This is a genomic window from Roseixanthobacter glucoisosaccharinicivorans (assembly GCF_043195095.2).
Classification (GTDB): domain Bacteria; phylum Pseudomonadota; class Alphaproteobacteria; order Rhizobiales; family Xanthobacteraceae; genus NCEH01.
The window spans coordinates 1,297,362-1,317,498 of record NZ_CM195538.1; the positions used below are offsets into that span (position 1 = coordinate 1,297,362).

Below are 20,137 nucleotides of genomic sequence, written 5' to 3' on the forward strand. Positions count from 1 at the left end.
ACTCCGCCTCTGGTTGTTTTAGGTTTATTTGGGTCGCCTTCAGCTGAGCGACTTGTTCCAAAACAGGAAGTGGCTTTGCGCCATGCGCATGAGCACGCTGAGCACGACGCCGAACACGCCGAGCACCACCAGCACCGCGAAGATGCGGGCCACGTCGAACTGGAAGTTTGCTTCCAGGATGAGATTGCCGAGCCCGGCCTTCGACCCCACGAACTCGCCCACGATCGAGCCCAGGATGGCGAGTACGATGGCGACGTTCAGCCCGGCGAAAATGAATGGCAGGGCGTTCGGCAGGCGCACGGTGCGGAAGGTTTCCCAGCGCCCCGCGCCGAGCGAGCGCATGAGGTCCAGCTTGCCCTGGTCGCAGGATTTCAGCCCCATGATGGTGTTCACCAGCACCGGGAAGATGGCCACCAGCGCGACGATGATGACCTTGGAGCCGATGCCGTAGCCGGCCCAGATGATGATCAGCGGCGCGATGGCGATCTTCGGCAGTGTCTGCAGTGCCACCAGCCAGGGATAGACGATGCGCTCCACGATGCGGAACTGCGCCACCACCGCGCCGATGGCGGTTCCGATCACAGCCGCCAGCAGGAAGCCGGCAATGGTCTGGAAGGCGGTGACGAAGAAATTATAGACGAACAGGCCGGAGGCAAAGCCATTGTAAAGGGAAACCGCGATCGCCGAGGGCGCGGGAAGGATGAAATCAGGAACCTTGAACAGATCCACCGCCAGTTCCCACACCAGCGCCAGCATCACGAAGCCGCCGAAGGAGATCAGGGAATCCACGCTGGAGACGGAGAGCCAGCGCAGGCGCTCGCGCTTGCGAGAGGCGAGGATTTCGGCCGCAGCCGTAGCGTCGAGGGACATGGCGATGACTCACGGGTTCGGGTGGCGCGAAAACGCGCGGGACAGGGCGATGCGGCGGGACGCGGTCTAGTCGGTGCCGACGTCCAGCAGGCGGCGCAGCTTTCCGGTGTAGGCGCCGAACTTTTCCTCGCTCAGCATGCCGATGTGCCGGGGCCGCGGCAGGGCGATATCCACTTCCGCGATGACCCGGCCGGGACGCGGCGACATGACGATCACCCGGTCGCTCATGAACACCGCCTCTGTGATCGAATGGGTGATCATGAAGACTGTCTTCTTGGTGGCGTCCCAGATCTTGAGGACTTCGGCATTCATGGTTTCCCGCGTCAGCGCGTCGAGGGCACCGAACGGTTCGTCCATGAGCAGCACCGAGGGATCGTGAATGAGCGCCCGGGCGATCGAGACGCGCTGGCGCATGCCGCCCGACAATTCAAACGGATACTTATCCTCGAACCCCTTGAGGCCGACCAGTTCGATCAATTCGTGAGCGCGGGCAAGGGAGGCCTGCTTGTCCAGGCGCAGCACCTGCGCGGGCAGAAGCACGTTCTGGAGAATGGTGCGCCAGGGCAGCAGGTTCGCGTCCTGGAACACGATGCCGACATCCCGGCTCGGGCCGCCGCCCTTGCGCCCGGAGAGGATAAGCTCGCCGCCGAACCCGTCTTCGAGCCCGCCGATGATGCGCAACAAGGTGGTTTTCCCGCAGCCGGATGCTCCGATGACGGAGACGAATTCCGCGCCGCGGATCGCAAGATTGATCTTGCTCAGCGCATGTACCGTGCCGCCAGATGCCGTTTCATAGACTTTCGTCACGTCATTGAGGGCGACGACGGGCGGGGAAGCCGGCTTCTGCGCATGGGTATTGACGATGAAGGGTGTCGCACCCGCCATTGCTGCCATAATGATCCTATTCTCCTCTGGATGCCCGGTCGCGCTTTTTGCGCAATTCTCGGACCAACTTGGAAATGACTTAAAAAACGCTCCTGGCCGGGGATGCGAGTGAGGGGTGAAGGCGGGCGCCGTCAGGGCGTCCGCTGGTGGAGAACGGCGATTTCCTCGAGCCGCTCGCAGAAGGCGGCGGCGCTCTTTACATGGTCGCGCATGGCCTTGGCCGCGCGCTCGGTGTCGCGCCGTTCCAGGGCCGCAAGGATGCCTTCCAACTCCGCGAAGCCGTCCTGCACGCGTTCCTGGGAAACCGCGCATACGCGGCGGATCCATTGCACCTTGTCGCGCAGGTCGAGCAGCGTCTGGCGCACCAGGGAATTGTCGGCGGCGTCATAGATCGCGGCATGCAGGCGATTGTCGAGGGCGATGAAGGCATCGGCGTCGCCTTTGGCGATGCGCGGCGCCTTCGCGCGGAAATCGGCCCGCAGGGTCTTGAGCATGGGCGCCGACATGCGGGTCGCCGCCGCGCCGGCGGCATGCATCTCCAGCAGCATGCGCAGTTCCGTCACTTCGCGGATCTCGCGCGGGGTGAGCGCCTTGATATAGGTGCCGCTCTGCGGGGAGATGGCGATCCACCCCTCCGATTTCAGGCGTGACAGGGCGGTCCGGATGGGCGAGCGGCCGACCCCCAGATCTTCCGCGAGGCGCGCCTCCGACAGTCGCTCGCCAACCCCATAATACAGATCCACGATGCGCCTCTTGATCTCGCGATAGGTCACGAAAGCGGCATTCGCCTCGTCGATATTGAGCATTTTCTACTCTCTTCTTGTTTTCGCCCGAACCCGCGCGGTTCCCGCGCTTGGCACTGCCGCCGCCGCTTTTTCCAGTCCCGGCCCCGTCAAGCTCGGCCTGTGCGCCGTCTTGCGGCACCCGCCGCCGCGGGGGGCGTGAGGCGTAACCTGCTCGAAAGCCGTCGATTTCCCTGAGTGCTTAGCGAGCTAGTCGACTAGCAAAGTGGTCAACTAATTTGGAACATGATGACGCAGGTGAGTCAAGCGCATCTGGTAGGCAGTTGGGGTGACCGCGCGCGGCGCCGGGCGTGTCGCTTCCGACGCAGCAAGGTTCGTGCCGTCGGAGCGATCTGCCGGCAGAGCGGATGATGGGATCATCAGTTCTTGCCATGGCGCCCCCTTCGCGGTGGAGCGGTCTCGCCCGGATCAAAAGCGCCAAATGCGGAAGATGTGCCGCCTGGCCGTACTGGCGGGCTGCGTCTGCGATACGCGCCTGTGTTCCTTGGGAGCGGCGCGCGCAAACGGCGCGGCGGCGAAGGGGGCTGCGGGAAAGGTATCGAAAGCCGGGAAAATCGGGCACACCCTTTTGGGGGAATGGGATGGGAAACGGGGTGCCGTGATGATCGACTTCACATTGTCCGCAAAATTGTTCGCGGCGCTTTTCGCCATCATGGGTCCCCTCAGCATCGCGCCGATCTTCCTGGCGCTGACCGCCGATGACACGCCTGCCACGCGGCGCAGCACGTTGATGGCCATGATCGCGACCGTAAGCATCGGCGCGTTGGTCTGCGCGCTCGCCGGACATGCGCTGCTTGGACTGTTCGGCATCAGCGTTTCGCATTTCCGCCTCGCGGGCGGGTTGATCGTGCTGTTGATCGCCCTTTCGATGCTCAGCGGCGACGACCATCCCTCCCATCACGGCGCCGAGGGGGAGCAGGAGCAGTTCAAGTCGGTTGAGAATGCGGGTGTTTATCCGCTCGGCCTGCCGATCGCCCTCGGGCCCGGTGCCATGGCGACAATCATCATCTTCGCCCAATCCGCACACGAGCCGAGCGACATCGCCGCCTTCTATATTGGCCTGATCGGCTATCTGATCTTTTTTGCCGGCGCGATGGCGCTCACGCCTTGGCTCGGCTCGCGGCTCACGCCGACCGCGCTCTCCATCTCCAAGCGCTTGATGGGCATCATCCTCGCCGCCATCGCCATGGAAATGATCGCCGGCGGGCTGAGCGCGATCTTTCCCGGCTGGATGCGATGACAGGTGGCGTCTCGGCGCGGAAAAAACGTCGCCGGGACTGCGCCCCTGTCTCCAGCCAGCCCATGCCGCCTTGGTGCGCTGCACGCGGCGTCCTAGGCTGAGGCGCGCTTTGCTTAGGGAGTCGCGATGACCGACCGCACCCGCCATATTCCGCTGAGCGGAAACGACATGCCACGCTTCGGCGGCATCGCCACCATGATGCGCCTGCCGCACATCGCCGATGCCGCGCAGCTCGATGCCGGCTTCATCGGCGTGCCGTTGGACGTGGGCACCTCGAACCGCGCCGGCACGCGCTTCGGGCCGCGCCAGATCCGTACGGAATCCGTGTTCGTGCGCCCGTACAACACGGCGACGCGCGCCGCGCCGTTCGACAGCCTCGCCATCGCCGACCTCGGCGACGTCGCGACCAATCCCTACAGCCTGGAACGCTCGGTGGAGCTCATCGAGGCGCATTTCGCCGGCATCTTCGCGACCGGCTGCCGCCCGATGGCGCTGGGCGGCGACCACACCATGACGCTGCCGATCCTGCGCGCGGCGGCAAAGACCCATGGGCCGGTGGCGCTGGTCCATGTGGATGCCCATGCGGACGTGAACGACACCATGTTCGGCGAGCGCATCGCCCATGGAACGCCCATGCGGAGGGCGCTGGAGGAAGGGCTCATAGATCCGCGCTGCATGGTGCAGGTGGGCCTGCGCGGCTCGGGCTATGCGGCGGATGATTTCGATTGGCAGCGCGGTCTTGGCGTGTGGGTGGTGCCGGCGGAGCGCTGCTGGCATCGCTCGCTCGTCGATCTGGCACGCGAGATCCGCACCCGCTTCATGGGGCGCCCAACCTATATTTCGTTCGACATCGACAGCCTGGACCCGTCGATCGCGCCGGGCACGGGAACCATCGAGCCGGCCGGCCTCACCTTGCCCCAGGCTCTGGAGCTGATCCGGGGCCTGCACGGCCTCGATATCGTGGGGTTCGACCTGGTGGAGGTGTCGCCGCCCTACGACACCACGGGCAATACGGCCCTGATCGGGGCGAACCTGCTGTTCGAGATGCTGTGCATCCTGCCGGGCGTCGCCTATCGCGACGCCCGGCACCCGCTCTCCTTCCGCCCCGACCTGCCGCCGGATTGGGTATAGCCGCACGCCGGCCGCATCAGCCACCCAGCATGTCGCGCAAGGTGCCGCCGGGATAAGCGCTCCGCAGGGCGCCGCGCGCCTGCAACAGCGGAACCACTTCGTCGACAAAGTCATCGAACGTATCCGGCAGGAAGGCCGGCGAGATCACGAAACCGTCGGCAAGGCCGGCATCGACGATGCTCGCCAGTTCGTCCGCCACATCCTGCGCCGTGCCGACGATGCGCGGGCACATGACGCCGCGCCCATAGACACGCCCCGCCTCGGCGATGGTCATGGAGCCGTCGGGGGCGATGCTGCGGAGCGCGGCGAAATTGCCCTGGCTGCCGGAGACCGGGATCTCATCCACCCGTGCCTCCAGCGGCAGGCTGGAGAAATCCGCATTGGCATGGGCGGCGAGCGTGGAGAGGCCGACGCGCGGGTCGATCAGAGAATCATGCAGGTCGCGCTTTTCCTCCGCCTCCGCGCGGGTGCGGCCGATGAAGGGCATCACCGCCATGAGCACTTTGCTGGCGTCCGGGGCGCGGCCGGCAGTTTCCAGCGCGGCGCGCACGTCGCGCGTGAATATGCCCATGCGCTCCCGGTTGGGCTGGAGCGCGAAAATCACCTCCGACCAGCGCGCCGCGAACGCCTTGCCGCGGCCGGACGAGCCCGCCTGGATGATCACCGGCCGGCCCTGCGGGCTGCGGGGAATGTTGAGCGGCCCGCGTGACTGGAACCATTTGCCCTGGTGGTTCACGTAATGAACCTTGTCCGGGTCGGCATAGATGCCGTTGGCGCGGTCGAGCACCAGCGCACCTTCCTCCCAGCTGTCCCACAGCTTGAAGGCGACTTCCATGAATTCGTCCGCGCGGTCGTAGCGCTCGTCGTGGCCGAGGTGCGGCACAGAGCCGAAGTTGAGCGCTTCCCCATCGTTCATGGAGGTGACGACGTTCCAGGCCACCCGACCCCCGGAGAGATGATCAAGCGTCGCGAATTCGCGGGCGATGTTATAGGGCGCGTCATAGGTGGTGGAACGCGTGGCGCCGAGGCCGATGTGCTGCGTCACCGCCGCCATGGCGCCGAGCACCGGCAGCGGATCCATGCGCGTGGCATCCTGATCGCCGAGCCGGATCCCGGTTTCCAGGCTCTCGCCATAGCGGTCGGCGACCGCGAGCCGGTCGGCGAAGAACAGGAAGTCGAATTTCCCGCGCTCCAGGGTGCGGGCGATATGGGCATAATGGTCGAGACTGAGGAAGGCGGTCTCGTGCGCGGGATTGCGCCAGACGGCGTGGCTGTGCACCACCGGTCCGGCGATGAGAAAGCCGCACAGATGCATGGGTTTGGGATGTGTCATGATGTTTCTCCCGGTGGCCTTGAGGCGCACGTTCTCGTTGCGCGCGGAGGCTCTCCGCGCGCTGCTGATGTCCAGGCTTGAAAAAGCGCTAGCGGATCAGGAAATCACGCCGACGATCGTGTTCTTGCCGCCCTTGACGACCTGCACCAGGAACGAGCGGTTGATCTGATCGCCCTTGGCGTCGAAATCGCAGCTTGCGCCGGCGCCCACGAACTTGATCTTCTTGCCGGCGCGGATCAGTTCCAGCCCCTTCACCACATCGTCCACTTCCTCGCCAGGCGGGTTGCAGACTTCGGTAATGGACTTGGCCCAGGTCAGCGCATCGCTGGATTTGGCGTGTTCCATCGCCAGCGCGGTGACGCACATCTGGTCGTGGGCATTGCCGGCGAACAGGAACACGGTGCCGGCCGGTGCGCCCATCTCCTTCACGAACTTCTTGTAGGACGGGGTATCGAGCGGGGGCGCGGGCTGGAGGTGATAGATCCCTTCCGCCACTTCCGGGCCGACGGCCTGGAGAAACTTGCCTTCCGCATCGGCGCCGATGGAGAGCGCCACGATCTTGGACTTGAAGCCGCCGCGATAGACTTCCTTCGCGATCGAGGTGAAATCGGTCAGCAGCGACAGGCAGAACACGCCTTCGGGGTCACTGCCGAAGGCCTTTTCCACCTCGGCGCGATAGGAGGGCTGGTCGGGATTGTACATGACCACGTCCAGCACCGTGCCGCCGAGCTTGGCCATCTCCGCCTTGAAGGGCTCGATCATCGCCACCACGAACGGGTTCTGCTGCGCCAGCACCACCACCTTCTTGGCGCCGATGGAATTCATCACCTTGGCGCCGGCGGGGCCCCAGGACGTGCTCTTGGCCTGGAAGCGCCACACGAGGCCCTTGGTGTCGCCGTCGGTCACCGCATTGGCCGAGCAGGAGACCATCTGAACCTTGTTGGCGGCCAGGATGATGGGCTTGGCGGCCAGCGCGATCGGGCTGCCCCAGAAGCCGCCCACCAGTTCCACCTTGTTGACTTCCAGCAGCTTCTTGGTGGCCGTGACGCCGACGGTGGGATTGGTCTCGGAATCCTCGATGAACAGCTTGAGCTTGCGCCCGCCGAGGATGCCGCCGGCCTCATTGACCTGCCCGACCACCAGTTCGGCCGCCTTCTTCATGTCGGGCCCATAGGGGCCCGTGGCGCCCGAGAACGGCAGCACCATGCCGAGCGGGATTTCCGCGGCCTGGGCGAACGCCGGCATCGCGGCGCCGACGAAGGGGAGGGCGCCGAGGCCGGCAACGACCTGGCGGCGGGTAAGACGCGGCGAGTGGCTCATGGCTGTTCTCCTGAGGTGGCTGGTTCTTCTTTTGGGTGAAGGTTGAGCAAGGTTTCGGCGACGCCGTCGTCGATCTGCAACGCGTCGTTGAACCGGTTGAAGAAACCGCAAAGCGCGATGCGCAGGGTCAGCTCCACGATCTGCGCTTCGGAGAAATGCGCGCGCAATTGGGTGAAGACGCCGGAGCGGATGCCCCAGGCGCGTTCCGTCACCAGCCGCGCATAGGCGATGACTAGGCGATCGACCTCGTCGAAGGCCTCATGCTCGGCATCGGGCAGCGCTTCGATCGCGGCGGTGGGTATGCCCTCCACGGCAAGCAGGGGGGCATGATGGGAGACACAATAGGGGCAGGCGTTCAACTTGGAGACCACCACCACCGCCAGCTCGATATAGCGCCAGGGCACCGCTTCGCGCGCCCGCAATTCCATGAGCATGCGGTAGATGTGGTCGAGTGCCGGCGGCACATGAGCGAGCACCGCCGCCTGATCGGCGAAATCGGCATAGCCGCCGGCGAATTGCTCGTAGACCTGCGCGATTTCGGGCGGCAGGGCACTGGAGGGTAGCGGGGTTACGCGAGGCATCAGCCTTCTCCCTTCGCATCGGGAAAGAATTCGGTCGCGCGTCGGCGCGGTTCCGCCACAAGGCCCTGCGGGCGCAAGATCAGCAGCAGCACGATGCCGATGCCGATCATGCCGAGCCGCAGTGCCGACAATTGCGCGCCGTCGATGGACGGCACGAGATCCTTCAGGAAGCGCGTCGCTTCCAGCAGCGCCATGATCGACCCGGCGCCGAACAGGAGGCCGAGATTGGAGCCGCGTCCGCCCGCGATCACCGCCATGAAGGCATAAGCGGTGATGATGGGGGTGAACTGGCTCGGGTCGATATAGGTCAGGTAGAAGGCGTGCAGCGCTCCGGCGAGGCCCATGACCGCGCCACCCACGGCGAACGCCCGCACCCGCAGCGCCAGCACCGGCTTGCCCAGCGCGGAGGCCACGGTGGGATCGTCCCGGACCGCCCGCAACACCCGGCCGAAGGGCGAGCGCACCAGCAGTTCCAACAGCACGAACACCAACAGCACCAGCGCGATGGCGAACGCGAGGATCACCCCATCCCCTCCACCGGGCGGCGTGACGGTGGCGAACGGGCGCGGAATGTCGGCAATGCCGAGCGCCCCGCCAGTGAGCCACCCTTCGTTCAGCAGCAGGATGCGCACGATCTCGCCAAAGCCGATGGTGACGATGGCGAGGTAATTCTCCTCCAGCCGGATCGAGAGCAATGCCAACGCCATGCTGATGGCGGCGCAGAGCGCTGCGGAAAAGATCATCGCCGGCAACCAGCCGATATGAGGCGCGGTGATCGCCACCCCATAGGCGCCGAGCGCCACGAAGCCGGAGACGCCGAAATTGACCAAGCCGGCAAGGCCCCATTGCAGGTTCAGGGCAAGGCCAACCAGAGCAGCGACGCTGACCAGGATGATGAGGGTAACGAGATAAGCACTCATTTGCGCACCGCCTTTGCGCCGAACAGGCCGTTGGTGCGGAACAGGAGCAGGAGGAGGATGACGCAGAAGCTCACCACCTGCCGGTAATTGGTCGGCAGGATCAGCGCCGACATTTCCTCGGCAAGGCCGATCATGAGCGCGCCAGCCACCGCGCCGAGCGGGCTGCCGAGACCGCCCAGGATCGCGGCGGCGAAGATCGGGATCTGGTAGTTCCAGCCCATCAGCGGATCAATGGCGCGATCGAGCCCGGCGAGCACGCCGGCGACCCCGAGCAGGGCGCCGGTCAGCGCCCAGGCAATGCGCGCGACGGTGCGCCGTTCCACGCCGCGCACGGCGGCGAGGGCGGGATTGTCGGCCACCGCCCGCATGGCGCGGCCGAGGGGCGAGGCGGTCAGCAGCAGATGCACGAGCAGAAGCGCCACGACCACCACGCTCGCGGTCACGATCTGCTCGTGATTGATGCGCACGCCTTGCCAGCGGATCGGCCGAGCGAGCGTCACGTCGAAGCTGCGGGCGGCATTGCCGAAGACGAAGCGGCAGATGTTCTCCACCACCAGCGACACACCCATGGAGGCCACCAGCAAAGTGATGGAGCCGCGATCGCGCAACCGCTCGAACACGAGCGCATCCGCGATGATCGATGCCAGCGCCACGCAGAGCGCCGCAAACGCGGCGGCGAGCGGCAGTGGCCAGCCGAACTGCACATTCGCGACGAAGCCCGCGTAGGCCCCGAAGGTGAGCAGGGAGCCGACCGCGAAATTGGCGAATTTGAGAATGCCGAACACCAGCGTCAGGGCGAGCGCGGGCAGGGCGAGGAGCAGGCCCGTAACCAGGCCGTTCAGGAACAGCTGCGCCATGTCAGGCCGCCTTTCCGAAGAACAGGCCGGCGAGATCGGCCGGCGAGACATCGTCCGCCGGCGCCCGCAGGCTGAGGCGACCGGCCACCAACACCACCACTTCGTCGGCGATCTTGAGGGCGGCGGAGACATTCTGCTCCACCAACAGGATGGTGACGCCGGAGTCGCGCACGCGGGTGATGGCCTCCATGGTCTGGCCGACGATCTTCGGGGAGAGGCCGGCGGAGGGCTCATCCAGCAGCAGCACTTCCGGATTGGCCAGCAGGGCGCAGGCGAAGGCCAGCATTTGCCGCTGGCCGCCGGAGAGGTTGCCGGCGAGCGTGCGCGGCCGTGCGGCGATCTCGGGAAACAGGTTCAGCACCCGTTCCTCCTGCTCGCGCCCAATGCCCGGGCGGCCGCGCAGGAATTCCGTGGCGAGCTTGAGATTTTCGCGGATGGTGAGGCTGCGGAAGACATTGGCCTCCTGGGGCACATAGGCGAGGCCGGCGAAGACCCGGCGGGCCGGGGAAAGCGTGGTGACATCGCTTCCGGTCACCGAAACGGATCCGGCGCGGGCCGGCAAAAGGCCGGCGATGGTCTTGATGAAGCTGGATTTTCCCGATCCGTTGGGGCCGATTACGGCGATAATGGATTCCGGCCGCTGCGCGAAATCTATGCCGCACACGATATCGCCGCCGCGGCCGTAGCCCGCGCGCAGCCCCTGCACCCGCAGGGCGTCCGTTTCGCGGTTTTCGATCATGCCGCGAGGCCCAGATAGGCGTCCACCACGCGGGGATCGGAGGTTGCTTCGGCGAAGGTGCCGGAGACCAGGGTCCGTCCCTCCGCCAGCACATGCACATGATCGCAAACTTCGCCCACGAGGTGCATGTCGTGCTCGACGATGCCGAACGAGAGGCCCTCCATCTTCAGTTCGCGCACCAGGCGGATGATCTCCTCGCGCAGCGGCGGCGAAACACCGGCTCCGGGTTCGTCCAGCAGCAGGAGCCGGGGCTCCAGCAGCAGCGCGCGGGCCACCTCCAGCAGCTTTTTCTGGCCACCGGACAGCGCGGCGGAGGATTGATCCGCCAGCTTCCACAGCCCGACGCGCTCCAGCAGGATGCGGGCCTTGGCGGCGTTCGCATGCTCTTGCGCCCACCATTTGCGGCGCGAAACCACCGCATGCAAAAGCCCTTCGCCGATCTGGTGCGGCGGGGCGAGCAGCAGGTTCTCAAACACGGTGAGGCTGGAAAGCTCCCGCACGATCTGGAAGCTGCGCACCACGCCGAGCGCGGCCATGCGATGGGCGGGCAGGCCGGTGACATCGACGCCATTGAAGATGACCGTGCCGGCCTCGGGCTTAGCAAGCCCGGTGAGCGCATTCAGCAAGGTGGTCTTGCCCGCGCCGTTGGGGCCGATCAGGCCGGTGACCTCGCCCTTGCGAAGCGACAGGCTGCACCCGTCGAGGGCCGCCACGCCGCCATAATGCTTCACCAGCCCGGAGAGCTCCAGGAACGCACCTGACATCCAATTATCCCCTATGTACATAGATTTTATTAATTATTATCTCACCGCTTGTCGACTGCCTTTTTTGGTTGCACATCCGGGTTTGATTCAGATCAAATTTTGCGCACTTGCCTATGAGGTAATCAATATTACCCAAGTCGTAACAAATTAAAGCCTGGATGAGTCAAGTAATCAAATTTATATTGCTTTGCGAAAAGCGAAATAATATTTATGAGCGCAAATGGCGCGTCCCCTCGAAATTACCCTCTTGCGCACCTTCGTGATGCTCGTTCAGGAGCAGAGCGTGACCCGTGTCGCCCGCAAGCTGAACCGCACCCAGCCCGCTATCAGCCTCCAGGTGAAGCGGCTCGAGGAGGCGGCGGGCCGCGCCTTGTTCGAACCGGACTTGCGGCACCTGCGGCTGTCGCGCCATGGCGAGATGCTCTTGCCCTATGCGCGCACCGTGCTGCGCATGCATGAAGAGGCGTGCCTGCGCCTCGCGGCCGAGGAGATCGAGGGGCGGGTCACGCTCGGCTGTCCCGATCTGTACGCCGCTTTCCTCCTGCCCGAGACCCTCGCCAGCTTCCGCGCCAGCTATCCGGGTGTGGAGGTGACGGTGCGCTGCGCGCTGTCGCGGCAATTGGCGCAGGACATGACCGACGGGCTGATCGACATCGCCATCGCCACCCGCATGCCCGGCGTGGCGCCGAAAGTGGGGCGCGGCACGGTTCTGCGGGCGGAGCCGCTGGTGTGGCTCGGCGCCGCCAACGGGACCGCTCATCTCGACGATCCGCTGCCGCTCGCCATGTTGCCGGACGGCAATCTCTATCGCGATTATGCCCTGGCGGGGCTGAACGAACAGGGGCGCCCCTGGCGCATCGCCTGCGTCTCGGAAAGCATCGCCGGCCTTCAAGCCATGGCGCTGGCGGATGCCGCCATCATCGTGCTGGCCGATTCGGTCCGCTCCACCGGGCTGGTGCGCCTGGGTGCGGCGGACGGGTTGCCGGCCCTGCCGTCGGTGGATCTCATCCTGTGGGAGCGCCAGCCGGGGCTGCTCCAGGCCGCGGATTATCTGGCGGCCCACATTGCGCGCAACGTCAGCGCCGAGCGCTCGCGCAAGCGGACCTGACTGGGCCGACCGTCAGCCAACCTGCGACATTGGCCCTCATTGCCCGACTAAATTGAATGTATATTATATGCAGTCAAATAACGTGCCTGACTGGATATCAAATGGCCACCCCCTCCTGGCCCGCCCTGTCCCCTCTGGAAACCGGCTTGCGCGGGCGCTGTCCGCGCTGCGGGCAGGGGCATTTGTTCAACGGGTTCCTCACACTCGCCCCCAAGTGCGAGGTGTGCGGGCTCGACTATTCCTTTGCTGATCCGGCGGACGGCCCCGCCTTCTTCGTCATCTGCTTCGGCTGCCTGCCGTCGACCCTATTCGCCATCTGGCTGGAAGTGGCGCACGAGGCGCCGTATTGGGTGCACCTGGTGACGACGCTTCCCCTGTTGCTGCTCACCTGCATTCCGCCCTTGCGGCCGCTGAAGGGGTGGCTCGTGGCAAGCCAATATTTCTACAAAGCGGAAGAGGGAAAGCTCATCCCTCTGCCAAAGGTTGCGGAAAAATGAATGGATATTGCCGGCCGAATGACTGCATCACTCGGGTGGCAGCAGGGTGATGCCGTAGCGCTCCGCCACCTCGATCAGCTTCGGAATATCCGGTGTGGCGGGTGGCGGGAAAGCCAGCGGGCCGGCGGTGGTCTCGCCGGCTGCCAGAAAGAATTGTTCGTGCAGACCGCCGGGCACATTGATCACCAGCATGCGCGCCGTTTCGGTACCGGTATTGCGGAAGCCGTGGGCGGTGCCGCGGGGCATATAGACGAAAGAGCCAGGCCCGTGCCGGCTGATCGCGCCGTCGCGGAACACTTCATATTCCCCTTCCAGCACATAGAAGGCTTCCGCATCTGCGCTGTGGACATGGGGCGGCGTGAAGGCGCCGGGCGCGGTGGCCGCTTCCACCAGCGAATAATTGCCCTCGGTCTGCGCGGCGATGCCCCGGAACGTGACAATGGTCCCCAGCAGATGGATCGAAGAGCCAACCTCTGGCGGCGCCGCCTCAGCCAGGGCGGCGGGTGAAAGAAGTGTCACGGCTTGTGCCCTTTCCATAATTTTGATACAAAAATCTCATAACGAGACATTTGTCTCATAAGAGGTTTGCATTGGATCGTCAATCGTCAGGTGAACGGGTCGCGCAGAAGCAGCGCACGCGCGCCGCCCTCTTGGCCGCGGCGCGCCGCCTCCTGGCGGACGGCGGCACGCCCACCGTCGGCGAGGCGGCGGACGCGGCAGCGATTTCGCGCGCCACGGCTTATCGCTATTTCTCGACGCCAGAAGCCCTGGCCCAAGAAGCGCTGCTGGATGCCATCGCCGAGGAGGTGGATGGGGTGATGCTGGACGCGGGGTTACGTGCGCTCCCCCCGGCCCGGCAGGCGGAAGAGGTGGTGGCGAGCGTGCTCGCCATGGTGCTGCGTCACGAGGCGCTGTTCCGCACCTATCTTTCACTGGCCGCCGCAGGCCAGGGGACCAGCCGGGGAGGCCGGCGGGTACGGTGGATCTCCGAGGCGCTGTCCGGCATCGCCGCCACCATGGCGCCCGAGGCCTTCACGCGCCTGGTCAATGCCCTGTCCCTGCTGGCAGGGATCGAGACGCTGGTGGTGCTGAAGGATATCTGCGGCCTCGACACGGCGCAGGTCGAGGCCACCGTACGGTGGATTGCGCGAACCCTGGTCGCCGGCTCCCTCAACGCAGCGACCACGTGACGCCACACTCGGGCGCGGCTGCTCTCGGCGCTGCTGCCGGGCTCAGCAGGTGGGGGTGGGCGAGACGCGGCCGTCGAGCCGCAGGCGGTTCACATGGCCCATCTTGCGGCCGGCGCGGGCCTCGTCCTTGCCGTAGAGGTGTAGGTGGGCGCCTGGCTCGGCCAGGATTTTCGCCCAATCGTGCGCGTCCGCGCCGATGAGATTGATCATCTGCACCTCGCCGAGGCGCGATGCGTCACCGAGCGGCCACCCGGCTATGGCGCGGACATGCTGCTCGAACTGGCTGGTGACGGCGCCGTCCTGCGTCCAATGCCCGGAATTGTGCACACGGGGTGCGATCTCGTTCACGATCACCCGTTCGCCCGAGGCGGCGGAGGTGATGAACAATTCCACCGCGAACACGCCGACATAGGAGAGCGCGCCGGCGATCTTACAGGCGATCGCATGGGCGCGGTCGGACGCTTGCCGGGACACGGCGGCCGGTACGGTGGAGGTGTGCAGAATATGGTCGCGGTGGACGTTCTCGGTCACGTCATAGGCGGCGAAGGCATCGTCCATGCAGCGCGCCGCGATGACGGACACCTCGCGCGCGAAGGTCACGAAGCCCTCCAGGATCGCGCTCTGCGCGCCGATGGCATGCCACGCGGCGAGGAGGTCGTCACCGGGGCGGAGGGTCACCTGTCCTTTGCCGTCATAGCCGAAGCGCCGCGTTTTCAGCACCGCCGGCAGGCCGATGGCGGCCACCGCCGCTTCCAGGCCGGCAAAATCGTCCACGGGGGCAAACGGCGCGGTCTCGATGCCGAGGCCGCGCACGAAGGTCTTTTCCAGCAGGCGGTCCTGGGTGATGGCGAGCGCTTTGGCCCCTGGCCGCACGGGAACGTACCGTTCCAGGAATTCGGCCGTGGCCAAAGGCACATTCTCGAATTCATAGGTGACGACATCGCTCACCCGCGCCAGCTCGGCGAGGGCGGCTTCGTCGTCATAGGCGGCGCAGATGTGGCCGCCGGCCACCTGGAAGGCCGGGCTGTCCGCGTCGGGACACAGAATATGGGTCTTCAGGCCCAGCTGCGCCGCCGAAAGGGCGATCATGCGGCCGAGCTGTCCTCCGCCGAGGATGCCGATGGTGGAGCCGGGCTTCAGCATGGATCAGACCGGCCGTTCCGTCACCGCCGCCGTGCGTTCCGCGCGATAGGCATCGAGCCGCGCGGCCAATTCCTCGTCGCTCAGCGCCAGCACGGCGGCGGCGAGCAAAGCGGCATTGGTGGCACCGGCCTTTCCGATGGCGAGGGTGCCCACAGGGACGCCGGCGGGCATCTGGACGATGGAATACAGGCTGTCCAGGCCGGACATGGCTTTGGATTCCACCGGCACGCCGAACACCGGCAATGGGGTGAGGGCCGCCACCATGCCGGGCAGGTGGGCGGCGCCGCCCGCGCCGGCGATGATCACCTTGAAGCCTTCCGCTTTCGCGCCCTTGGCGAAGGCGAACATGCGCTCAGGCGTGCGATGGGCGGAGACGATGCGCACATCGTTGCCGATCTCGAGTGCTGCGAGCGTTTCCGCAGCGTGCCGCATGGTCTCCCAGTCCGACTGGCTGCCCATGATGACGGCCACCGGCCGCGAACCCATATCGTTCATCCCCGAAAAAAGGAAAGCGCGGCTTTATAGGATAAGGGGTCGAGGGGCAAGCGGGGGATTTTGTCCAAGGCGTTTCGAGGGGTCATTATCGCCACCGCCGATGCAGCCAGAGCCATTGGCCGGGATATTCGCGCACCCAATCCTCGATCACCGAAGTCACCGCCTGCATGGCGCCCTGAACGTCGATGCGCCCGTCCGCGTCGCGCGGCAGCACGATTTCTTCCGTGATCTCGATACGGAACCGCCCCTTCGGCAGGCGGATCACCCGCATCCCATGCACCGGGCATTCGAACTGCCGGGCGAGCCGCGCCAAGGTGGGGTTTGTGGGGCAGGGGCGGCCGAAGAAATCCACCATCACGCCCTGGCCCCAATATTGATCCACCAGCATGCCGATATGCTGGCCCTCCTCCAGCATGCGCGCCATCTGGCGGCCGGCATTGCGGTTGGCGCGGATCAGCCCGGGCATGGTCTCCGCCCGCATATCCTCGATCAGCTTGGCGGCTTTCTGGATGTTGGGCGCGCGATACAATACGCCGCCCTTCACGCCTAGCTTGCCGCCGGTGATCGCGTTCAATTCCCAATTGCCGGTGTGGGAGGTGAAGAAGAGCGCCGGCTTGCCGTCGTCCCGCAGGCGGGCCATCACCTCGGTGCCGACGATCTCGATGCGTCCCCGGTCGGGATGGGCCGGATTGTAGTCCCAGATCCGGTCGAGATGGGCGAATTCCGCCGACATGCGGCCGAGATTGTCCCAGACGCCATCAAGGATGCGGCGGATCTCGGCGTCGCTCTTTTCCGGAAAGGCGCGCCGCAGGTTCTGCCGCGCCACCCGGCTGACCAGGAAGAACGGGCCCAGCAGGCGGGCAAGCGTGCTCACCACCGCCGACGACCAGGAGATGGGAAAGAGCCGCGACCACCACACGAGCACCCGCACGACGCCGACGATGATGCTCTCGGCGATCGGCGCGAGCGCGTGGCGCACCCGACGCACCAGGCGGCCCCACAGGATCTTCAGCGGCGACACGGCCGGTTTCCTCGCGTGGCTCTTTAGAAGCGCACGACGATCTTGCCGAACACCTTGCGGCTCTCCAGGCGCTCCAGCCCCTCGTTGAAGCGCTCCAGCGGCACCACGGTGTCGATCACCGGCTTCACGCCCCGGCCCATCTTTTCCAGGCCGTCCGCCACATTGCGGATGGTGGCGCCGAACGAACCGAAAATCTTGTACTGCCGCTGAAACAGCTGCATCAGGTTCATCTGCACGCTCACCCCGGAGGTGGAGCCGCAGGTGACGAGCCGCGCGCCGGGCTTCATGGACAGCAGCGAGGCGTTCCAGGTGTCGGCACCCACATGCTCGAACACCACGTCCACGCCCACCTTCTTGGTGATCTTGCGGACCTCGTGCTCGAACCGGTCGACGCGGTAATTGATCACATGGTCGGCGCCGAGCGCCTTGGCCTTTTCCATCTTCTCGTCGTCGCCGACCGTGGTGATGACGGTGGCGCCGATATCCTTGGCGAGGCGGATCGCGGCGGAGCCGATGCCCGAGCCGCCGGCGTGGACCAGCACGGTCTCGCCCTGCTCTAGCTTGGCATTGTCGAACAGCATGTGCTCGACGGTGGAGAAGGTGATGCCGGCGCAGCCCGCCTCCTCGAAGGAGACGCCCTCGGGGGCGGGAATCACCAGCCGCTCGGGCATGTTGATGATGTCGCGGGCAAAGCCGTCGATGTGGAAGCCCAGCACCCCGCCGACGCTTTCGCACAGATTGTCCCGGCCCTTGAGGCATTGCTTGCAATGGCCGCAGGTCATGGCGCCGTACATGGCGACCGTCTGGCCCACCTTCAGCCCGCGCACGTCGGCGCCGAGCGCGATTACTTCACCGGCGGCTTCCGCGCCCACCACCAGCGGCATCTTGCGTTTGGCGAACGCCATGCCGCGCCAGCCCCACACGTCGATATGGTTGAGGGCGAGCGCCTTGACGCGAATCTGCACCTCGCCGGCGCCGGGGGCGTCGGGCTCGGGCATGTCGACGATCTGGAGATTGCGGTCGGAAACGAGCTGAAGGGCGCGCATTTTGGTCCTGAAGGTCAGCGATGGACGGCAAGCTGGGCCGAGAGGCCCCCATCCACCGGGATCACGGCCCCGGTGATATAGCTTGCTCCCGGCGAGAAGAGAAACCCGACCAGCGCCGCGACCTCATCCACCTGTGCGAAACGCCCGGCGGGGATCTGTGCCGCCATGCGGTCGCGGTAGTCGGCGAACTTGGCGAGCATGGCCGTGTCGATGAAGCCGGGGGCGACATAATTGACCGTGACGCCGCGCTTCGCGCTCTCCACGGCCAGGCCCTTCACATGGGCCAGCAGGGCGGCCTTGGAGGCGGCGTAGGCGACATTGCCCTGGTTGGCCTGCAATGCCGCCACCGAGCCGATGGCGACGATCCTGCCCACCCGGGCGCGGATCATGGGGCGCACCAGCGCGCGCGCCAGGCGCACGAAGGCATGGTGGTTGACCTGCATCACCTGCTCGGCCTTGTCCTGGTCCACCATGGCCGCGAGCGTGTCGTAGGAGGCTCCCGCATTATGGCAGAAGCCGTAATAGGCCGCGTCCGCCTCGATCTCCTGCGCCAGGGCCTCGACGGCGGCGCGATCGGCAAGGTCCACCGCCTTGGCGCCGATCGCCGCCTGCGGATGGGCGGCGCGGATCTCCGCAAGCAGCGCGTCGGCCTCGGGGCCGGCGCTGCGATAGGTGAAGGTCACGTCATAGCCGGCCGCCGCGAGCGCGCGCACGATCGCCGCGCCGAGGCCCCGCCCGCCGCCGGTGACGAGAACCCGCTTGTTTTCGGACGCGGTCATGGATGCCCGCGCCCTGCGGCGTCGATCGGCGCCGTCCAGCGGCAGAAGCCGTGCCTCACGCCGGCTCCCCCGTCAGCACCAGGCACACATTCTGCCCGCCGAAGCCGAAGGAATTGGAGATCACGCGGTTCACACGCGCGTCGCGGGCGACGTTGGGCACCACGTCCAGAGGAATTGCCGGGTCGGGGATGGTGTAATTGATGGTCGGCGGGATGCGTCCGTTGGCGATGGTCAGCAGCGAGACCGCCGCCTCGATCGCGCCGGCGGCGGTGAGCGTGTGGCCGATCATGGATTTGTTGGACGAGATGGGAATGCCCGCGAGGGCCTCCTCGCCGAACACGGCTTTCATGCCGACATATTCCATCCGGTCGTTCTCGGGCGTCGAGGTGCCGTGGGCGTTGATGTAGTCCACGTCGCCGGGCGTGATGCCCGCATCCTTCAGCGCATTCATCATGCAGCCGATGATGGGCTTGCCGTCCGGGCTGGAGCGGGTGCGGTGGAAATTGTCGGACATCTCCCCGCAGCCTTCCAGCACGCCGAGGATCTTGGCGCCACGGGCGGTGGCGTGCTCCAGGCTTTCCAGCACCAAAGCGGCGGCGCCTTCCGCCATCACGAAGCCATCGCGATTCTTGGCGAACGGACGGGCAGCCTCGCCCGGCTTGTCGTTGGCGGTGGTCAGCGCCGAGAGCAGGGAAAAGCGGATCAGCGCCTCGGGATGCACCGAGCCGTCGGTGCCCAGCGAAAGGGCGACATCACATTCTCCGCGCCGGATCGCCTCGACGCCGAGCTGGATCGCCGTGCCACCGGAGGCACAGGCGGTGGAGAGGGAAATCGGCTGGCCCTGGGTGCCGAAATGATCGGCGAGGCGGTCCGCCACCGAGCCGAACAGGAAGCGCTCGTGCCACGCGGAGAATTTGCCCGTCTCCGCCGCGTCGAGAAGGTCATGATAGACCAAGGGCTTGTTCGGGACGACCTCGGCCAGGGCGCGCTTCTCCGGCCATTCCAGCTCGACCGGGGGCACGGCGGCGAACAGCGGGCCGGGGAAATTGCCCTTGGAGCCGATGCCGGCCTCCGCGATGGCTTCTTCCGCCGCCAGGGTCGCGAGGCGCTGGGAGAGATCGGGCGCGGGCACGCGTCCGTCGAACAGGAAGTCCACGGTTCCCGCGATGGTGGTGCGCATGCCTTCCAGCGGGAAGCGGGTGATGGTGTGGATGCCGGATTCGCCGGCGGTCAGGCGACGCCAATTCTCCGCCTTACCCTGGCCCAGGGAGGTCACGATGCCGATGCCGGTCACCACCACGATCGGGCGGCCGAACTTGTCCGTATATGCCTGCGCCACAGGCGCCTCCTTCCAAGGACGTCACACCAGGGTGAGCGTCCGCACGTCCTGGGGCCGCGCCCGTGACAGACGGCGG

22 protein-coding genes are annotated in these 20,137 nt (G+C 66.0%); 5 read left to right on the top strand and 17 right to left on the bottom strand.

The annotated features are described in order from the left end of the window. Nucleotides 1–39: 39 nt before the first annotated feature. The 3 genes from V5F78_RS05685 to V5F78_RS05695 all read right to left on the bottom strand — a co-directional run bounded on the left by V5F78_RS05685 (nucleotide 40) and on the right by V5F78_RS05695 (nucleotide 2,561). Nucleotides 40–870 carry an ABC transporter permease gene (locus V5F78_RS05685; protein WP_394065911.1) on the bottom strand — a complete coding sequence of 277 codons (831 nt, stop codon included), beginning with the start codon at nucleotides 868–870 and terminating at the stop codon, nucleotides 40–42. A gap of 66 nt (nucleotides 871–936) precedes the next feature. Further along, nucleotides 937–1,764: an ABC transporter ATP-binding protein gene (locus V5F78_RS05690; RefSeq protein ID WP_394065910.1), complete on the bottom strand. Its 828-nt coding sequence runs from the start codon at nucleotides 1,762–1,764 to the stop codon at nucleotides 937–939. 122 nt (nucleotides 1,765–1,886) lie between these two features. Beyond that, nucleotides 1,887–2,561 (bottom strand): GntR family transcriptional regulator, encoded by a 675-nt coding sequence (locus V5F78_RS05695; RefSeq protein WP_394065909.1) that lies wholly within the window; start codon nucleotides 2,559–2,561, stop codon nucleotides 1,887–1,889. Between the two features lie 265 nt (nucleotides 2,562–2,826). Between V5F78_RS05695 and V5F78_RS05700 the strand changes: the two genes are divergently transcribed. Further along, on the top strand, nucleotides 2,827–3,798 hold the full coding sequence (locus V5F78_RS05700) for a MarC family protein (RefSeq protein ID WP_394065908.1): 972 nt from the start codon (nucleotides 2,827–2,829) through the stop codon (nucleotides 3,796–3,798). A 126-nt stretch (nucleotides 3,799–3,924) separates the two neighbouring features. Then, nucleotides 3,925–4,929, top strand: coding sequence for an agmatinase (gene speB / locus V5F78_RS05705; protein WP_394065907.1), 1,005 nt, complete (start codon nucleotides 3,925–3,927; stop codon nucleotides 4,927–4,929). A 16-nt stretch (nucleotides 4,930–4,945) separates the two neighbouring features. On the opposite strand, the gene V5F78_RS05710 is transcribed toward speB, so the two are convergent. The 7 genes from V5F78_RS05710 to V5F78_RS05740 form a co-directional block, all read right to left on the bottom strand. After that, nucleotides 4,946–6,262, bottom strand: a complete 1,317-nt coding sequence (locus V5F78_RS05710) for an LLM class flavin-dependent oxidoreductase (protein WP_394065906.1) — start codon at nucleotides 6,260–6,262, stop codon at nucleotides 4,946–4,948. Between the two features lie 96 nt (nucleotides 6,263–6,358). Continuing rightward, a complete protein-coding gene (locus V5F78_RS05715; protein ID WP_394065905.1) occupies nucleotides 6,359–7,582 on the bottom strand; it encodes an ABC transporter substrate-binding protein in 1,224 nt (407 codons plus the stop codon). Further along, nucleotides 7,579–8,163 carry a carboxymuconolactone decarboxylase family protein gene (locus tag V5F78_RS05720; protein ID WP_394065904.1) on the bottom strand — a complete coding sequence of 195 codons (585 nt, stop codon included), beginning with the start codon at nucleotides 8,161–8,163 and terminating at the stop codon, nucleotides 7,579–7,581. Before V5F78_RS05720 ends, V5F78_RS05715 begins: the two co-directional genes overlap by 4 nt. Continuing rightward, nucleotides 8,163–9,083 (bottom strand): branched-chain amino acid ABC transporter permease, encoded by a 921-nt coding sequence (locus tag V5F78_RS05725; RefSeq protein WP_394065903.1) that lies wholly within the window; start codon nucleotides 9,081–9,083, stop codon nucleotides 8,163–8,165. Before V5F78_RS05725 ends, V5F78_RS05720 begins: the two co-directional genes overlap by 1 nt. Beyond that, nucleotides 9,080–9,940 (bottom strand): branched-chain amino acid ABC transporter permease, encoded by an 861-nt coding sequence (locus V5F78_RS05730; protein WP_394065902.1) that lies wholly within the window; start codon nucleotides 9,938–9,940, stop codon nucleotides 9,080–9,082. Before V5F78_RS05730 ends, V5F78_RS05725 begins: the two co-directional genes overlap by 4 nt. Nucleotide 9,941: 1 nt before the next feature. After that, entirely contained in the window at nucleotides 9,942–10,679 is a 738-nt protein-coding gene (locus V5F78_RS05735; protein WP_394065901.1) for a branched-chain amino acid ABC transporter ATP-binding protein, read from the bottom strand. Further along, on the bottom strand, nucleotides 10,676–11,443 hold the full coding sequence (locus V5F78_RS05740; protein WP_394065900.1) for an ABC transporter ATP-binding protein: 768 nt from the start codon (nucleotides 11,441–11,443) through the stop codon (nucleotides 10,676–10,678). Before V5F78_RS05740 ends, V5F78_RS05735 begins: the two co-directional genes overlap by 4 nt. 220 nt (nucleotides 11,444–11,663) lie before the next feature. Between V5F78_RS05740 and V5F78_RS05745 the strand changes: the two genes are divergently transcribed. After that, nucleotides 11,664–12,551 carry a LysR substrate-binding domain-containing protein gene (locus tag V5F78_RS05745; protein ID WP_394065899.1) on the top strand — a complete coding sequence of 296 codons (888 nt, stop codon included), beginning with the start codon at nucleotides 11,664–11,666 and terminating at the stop codon, nucleotides 12,549–12,551. 101 nt (nucleotides 12,552–12,652) lie between these two features. Continuing rightward, entirely contained in the window at nucleotides 12,653–13,048 is a 396-nt protein-coding gene (locus V5F78_RS05750) for a DUF983 domain-containing protein (protein ID WP_394065898.1), read from the top strand. Nucleotides 13,049–13,075: 27 nt separating this feature from the next. Here V5F78_RS05750 and V5F78_RS05755 read toward each other — a convergent pair whose 3' ends face one another. Then, nucleotides 13,076–13,567 carry a cupin domain-containing protein gene (locus V5F78_RS05755; RefSeq protein ID WP_394065897.1) on the bottom strand — a complete coding sequence of 164 codons (492 nt, stop codon included), beginning with the start codon at nucleotides 13,565–13,567 and terminating at the stop codon, nucleotides 13,076–13,078. Nucleotides 13,568–13,638: 71 nt separating this feature from the next. Here V5F78_RS05755 and V5F78_RS05760 point away from each other — a divergent pair, with 71 nt between their 5' ends. Further along, complete coding sequence (locus V5F78_RS05760) at nucleotides 13,639–14,238, top strand: TetR family transcriptional regulator (RefSeq protein ID WP_394065896.1); 600 nt, start codon at nucleotides 13,639–13,641, stop codon at nucleotides 14,236–14,238. 42 nt (nucleotides 14,239–14,280) lie between these two features. On the opposite strand, the gene V5F78_RS05765 is transcribed toward V5F78_RS05760, so the two are convergent. The 6 genes from V5F78_RS05765 to V5F78_RS05790 all read right to left on the bottom strand — a co-directional run bounded on the left by V5F78_RS05765 (nucleotide 14,281) and on the right by V5F78_RS05790 (nucleotide 20,061). After that, nucleotides 14,281–15,381 carry a 5-(carboxyamino)imidazole ribonucleotide synthase gene (locus tag V5F78_RS05765; RefSeq protein ID WP_394065895.1) on the bottom strand — a complete coding sequence of 367 codons (1,101 nt, stop codon included), beginning with the start codon at nucleotides 15,379–15,381 and terminating at the stop codon, nucleotides 14,281–14,283. Nucleotides 15,382–15,384: 3 nt separating this feature from the next. Further along, nucleotides 15,385–15,867, bottom strand: coding sequence for a 5-(carboxyamino)imidazole ribonucleotide mutase (purE, locus tag V5F78_RS05770; protein ID WP_394065894.1), 483 nt, complete (start codon nucleotides 15,865–15,867; stop codon nucleotides 15,385–15,387). A gap of 94 nt (nucleotides 15,868–15,961) precedes the next feature. Next, on the bottom strand, nucleotides 15,962–16,888 hold the full coding sequence (locus V5F78_RS05775; protein ID WP_394066860.1) for a lipid A biosynthesis lauroyl acyltransferase: 927 nt from the start codon (nucleotides 16,886–16,888) through the stop codon (nucleotides 15,962–15,964). Nucleotides 16,889–16,920: 32 nt separating this feature from the next. Beyond that, nucleotides 16,921–17,943, bottom strand: coding sequence for a zinc-binding dehydrogenase (locus tag V5F78_RS05780; RefSeq protein ID WP_394065893.1), 1,023 nt, complete (start codon nucleotides 17,941–17,943; stop codon nucleotides 16,921–16,923). 14 nt (nucleotides 17,944–17,957) lie between these two features. After that, complete coding sequence (locus tag V5F78_RS05785; RefSeq protein ID WP_394065892.1) at nucleotides 17,958–18,722, bottom strand: SDR family oxidoreductase; 765 nt, start codon at nucleotides 18,720–18,722, stop codon at nucleotides 17,958–17,960. A gap of 55 nt (nucleotides 18,723–18,777) precedes the next feature. Further along, nucleotides 18,778–20,061: a beta-ketoacyl-ACP synthase gene (locus V5F78_RS05790; RefSeq protein WP_394065891.1), complete on the bottom strand. Its 1,284-nt coding sequence runs from the start codon at nucleotides 20,059–20,061 to the stop codon at nucleotides 18,778–18,780. Between the last annotated feature and the right edge of the window lie 76 nt (nucleotides 20,062–20,137).

Coding starts and splice junctions, on each gene's coding strand:
- purE (WP_394065894.1), bottom strand. CDS start 15,867: ATGGGTTCGCGGCCGGTGGCCGTCATCATGGGCAGCCAGTCGGACTGG.
- V5F78_RS05685 (WP_394065911.1), bottom strand. CDS start 870: ATGTCCCTCGACGCTACGGCTGCGGCCGAAATCCTCGCCTCTCGCAAG.
- V5F78_RS05710 (WP_394065906.1), bottom strand. CDS start 6,262: ATGACACATCCCAAACCCATGCATCTGTGCGGCTTTCTCATCGCCGGA.
- V5F78_RS05740 (WP_394065900.1), bottom strand. CDS start 11,443: ATGTCAGGTGCGTTCCTGGAGCTCTCCGGGCTGGTGAAGCATTATGGC.
- V5F78_RS05745 (WP_394065899.1), top strand. CDS start 11,664: ATGGCGCGTCCCCTCGAAATTACCCTCTTGCGCACCTTCGTGATGCTC.
- V5F78_RS05785 (WP_394065892.1), bottom strand. CDS start 18,722: ATGACCGCGTCCGAAAACAAGCGGGTTCTCGTCACCGGCGGCGGGCGG.
- V5F78_RS05735 (WP_394065901.1), bottom strand. CDS start 10,679: ATGATCGAAAACCGCGAAACGGACGCCCTGCGGGTGCAGGGGCTGCGC.
- V5F78_RS05730 (WP_394065902.1), bottom strand. CDS start 9,940: ATGGCGCAGCTGTTCCTGAACGGCCTGGTTACGGGCCTGCTCCTCGCC.
- V5F78_RS05765 (WP_394065895.1), bottom strand. CDS start 15,381: ATGCTGAAGCCCGGCTCCACCATCGGCATCCTCGGCGGAGGACAGCTC.
- V5F78_RS05725 (WP_394065903.1), bottom strand. CDS start 9,083: ATGAGTGCTTATCTCGTTACCCTCATCATCCTGGTCAGCGTCGCTGCT.
- V5F78_RS05780 (WP_394065893.1), bottom strand. CDS start 17,943: ATGCGCGCCCTTCAGCTCGTTTCCGACCGCAATCTCCAGATCGTCGAC.
- V5F78_RS05750 (WP_394065898.1), top strand. CDS start 12,653: ATGGCCACCCCCTCCTGGCCCGCCCTGTCCCCTCTGGAAACCGGCTTG.
- V5F78_RS05715 (WP_394065905.1), bottom strand. CDS start 7,582: ATGAGCCACTCGCCGCGTCTTACCCGCCGCCAGGTCGTTGCCGGCCTC.
- V5F78_RS05690 (WP_394065910.1), bottom strand. CDS start 1,764: ATGGCAGCAATGGCGGGTGCGACACCCTTCATCGTCAATACCCATGCG.
- V5F78_RS05720 (WP_394065904.1), bottom strand. CDS start 8,163: ATGCCTCGCGTAACCCCGCTACCCTCCAGTGCCCTGCCGCCCGAAATC.
- V5F78_RS05695 (WP_394065909.1), bottom strand. CDS start 2,561: ATGCTCAATATCGACGAGGCGAATGCCGCTTTCGTGACCTATCGCGAG.
- speB (WP_394065907.1), top strand. CDS start 3,925: ATGACCGACCGCACCCGCCATATTCCGCTGAGCGGAAACGACATGCCA.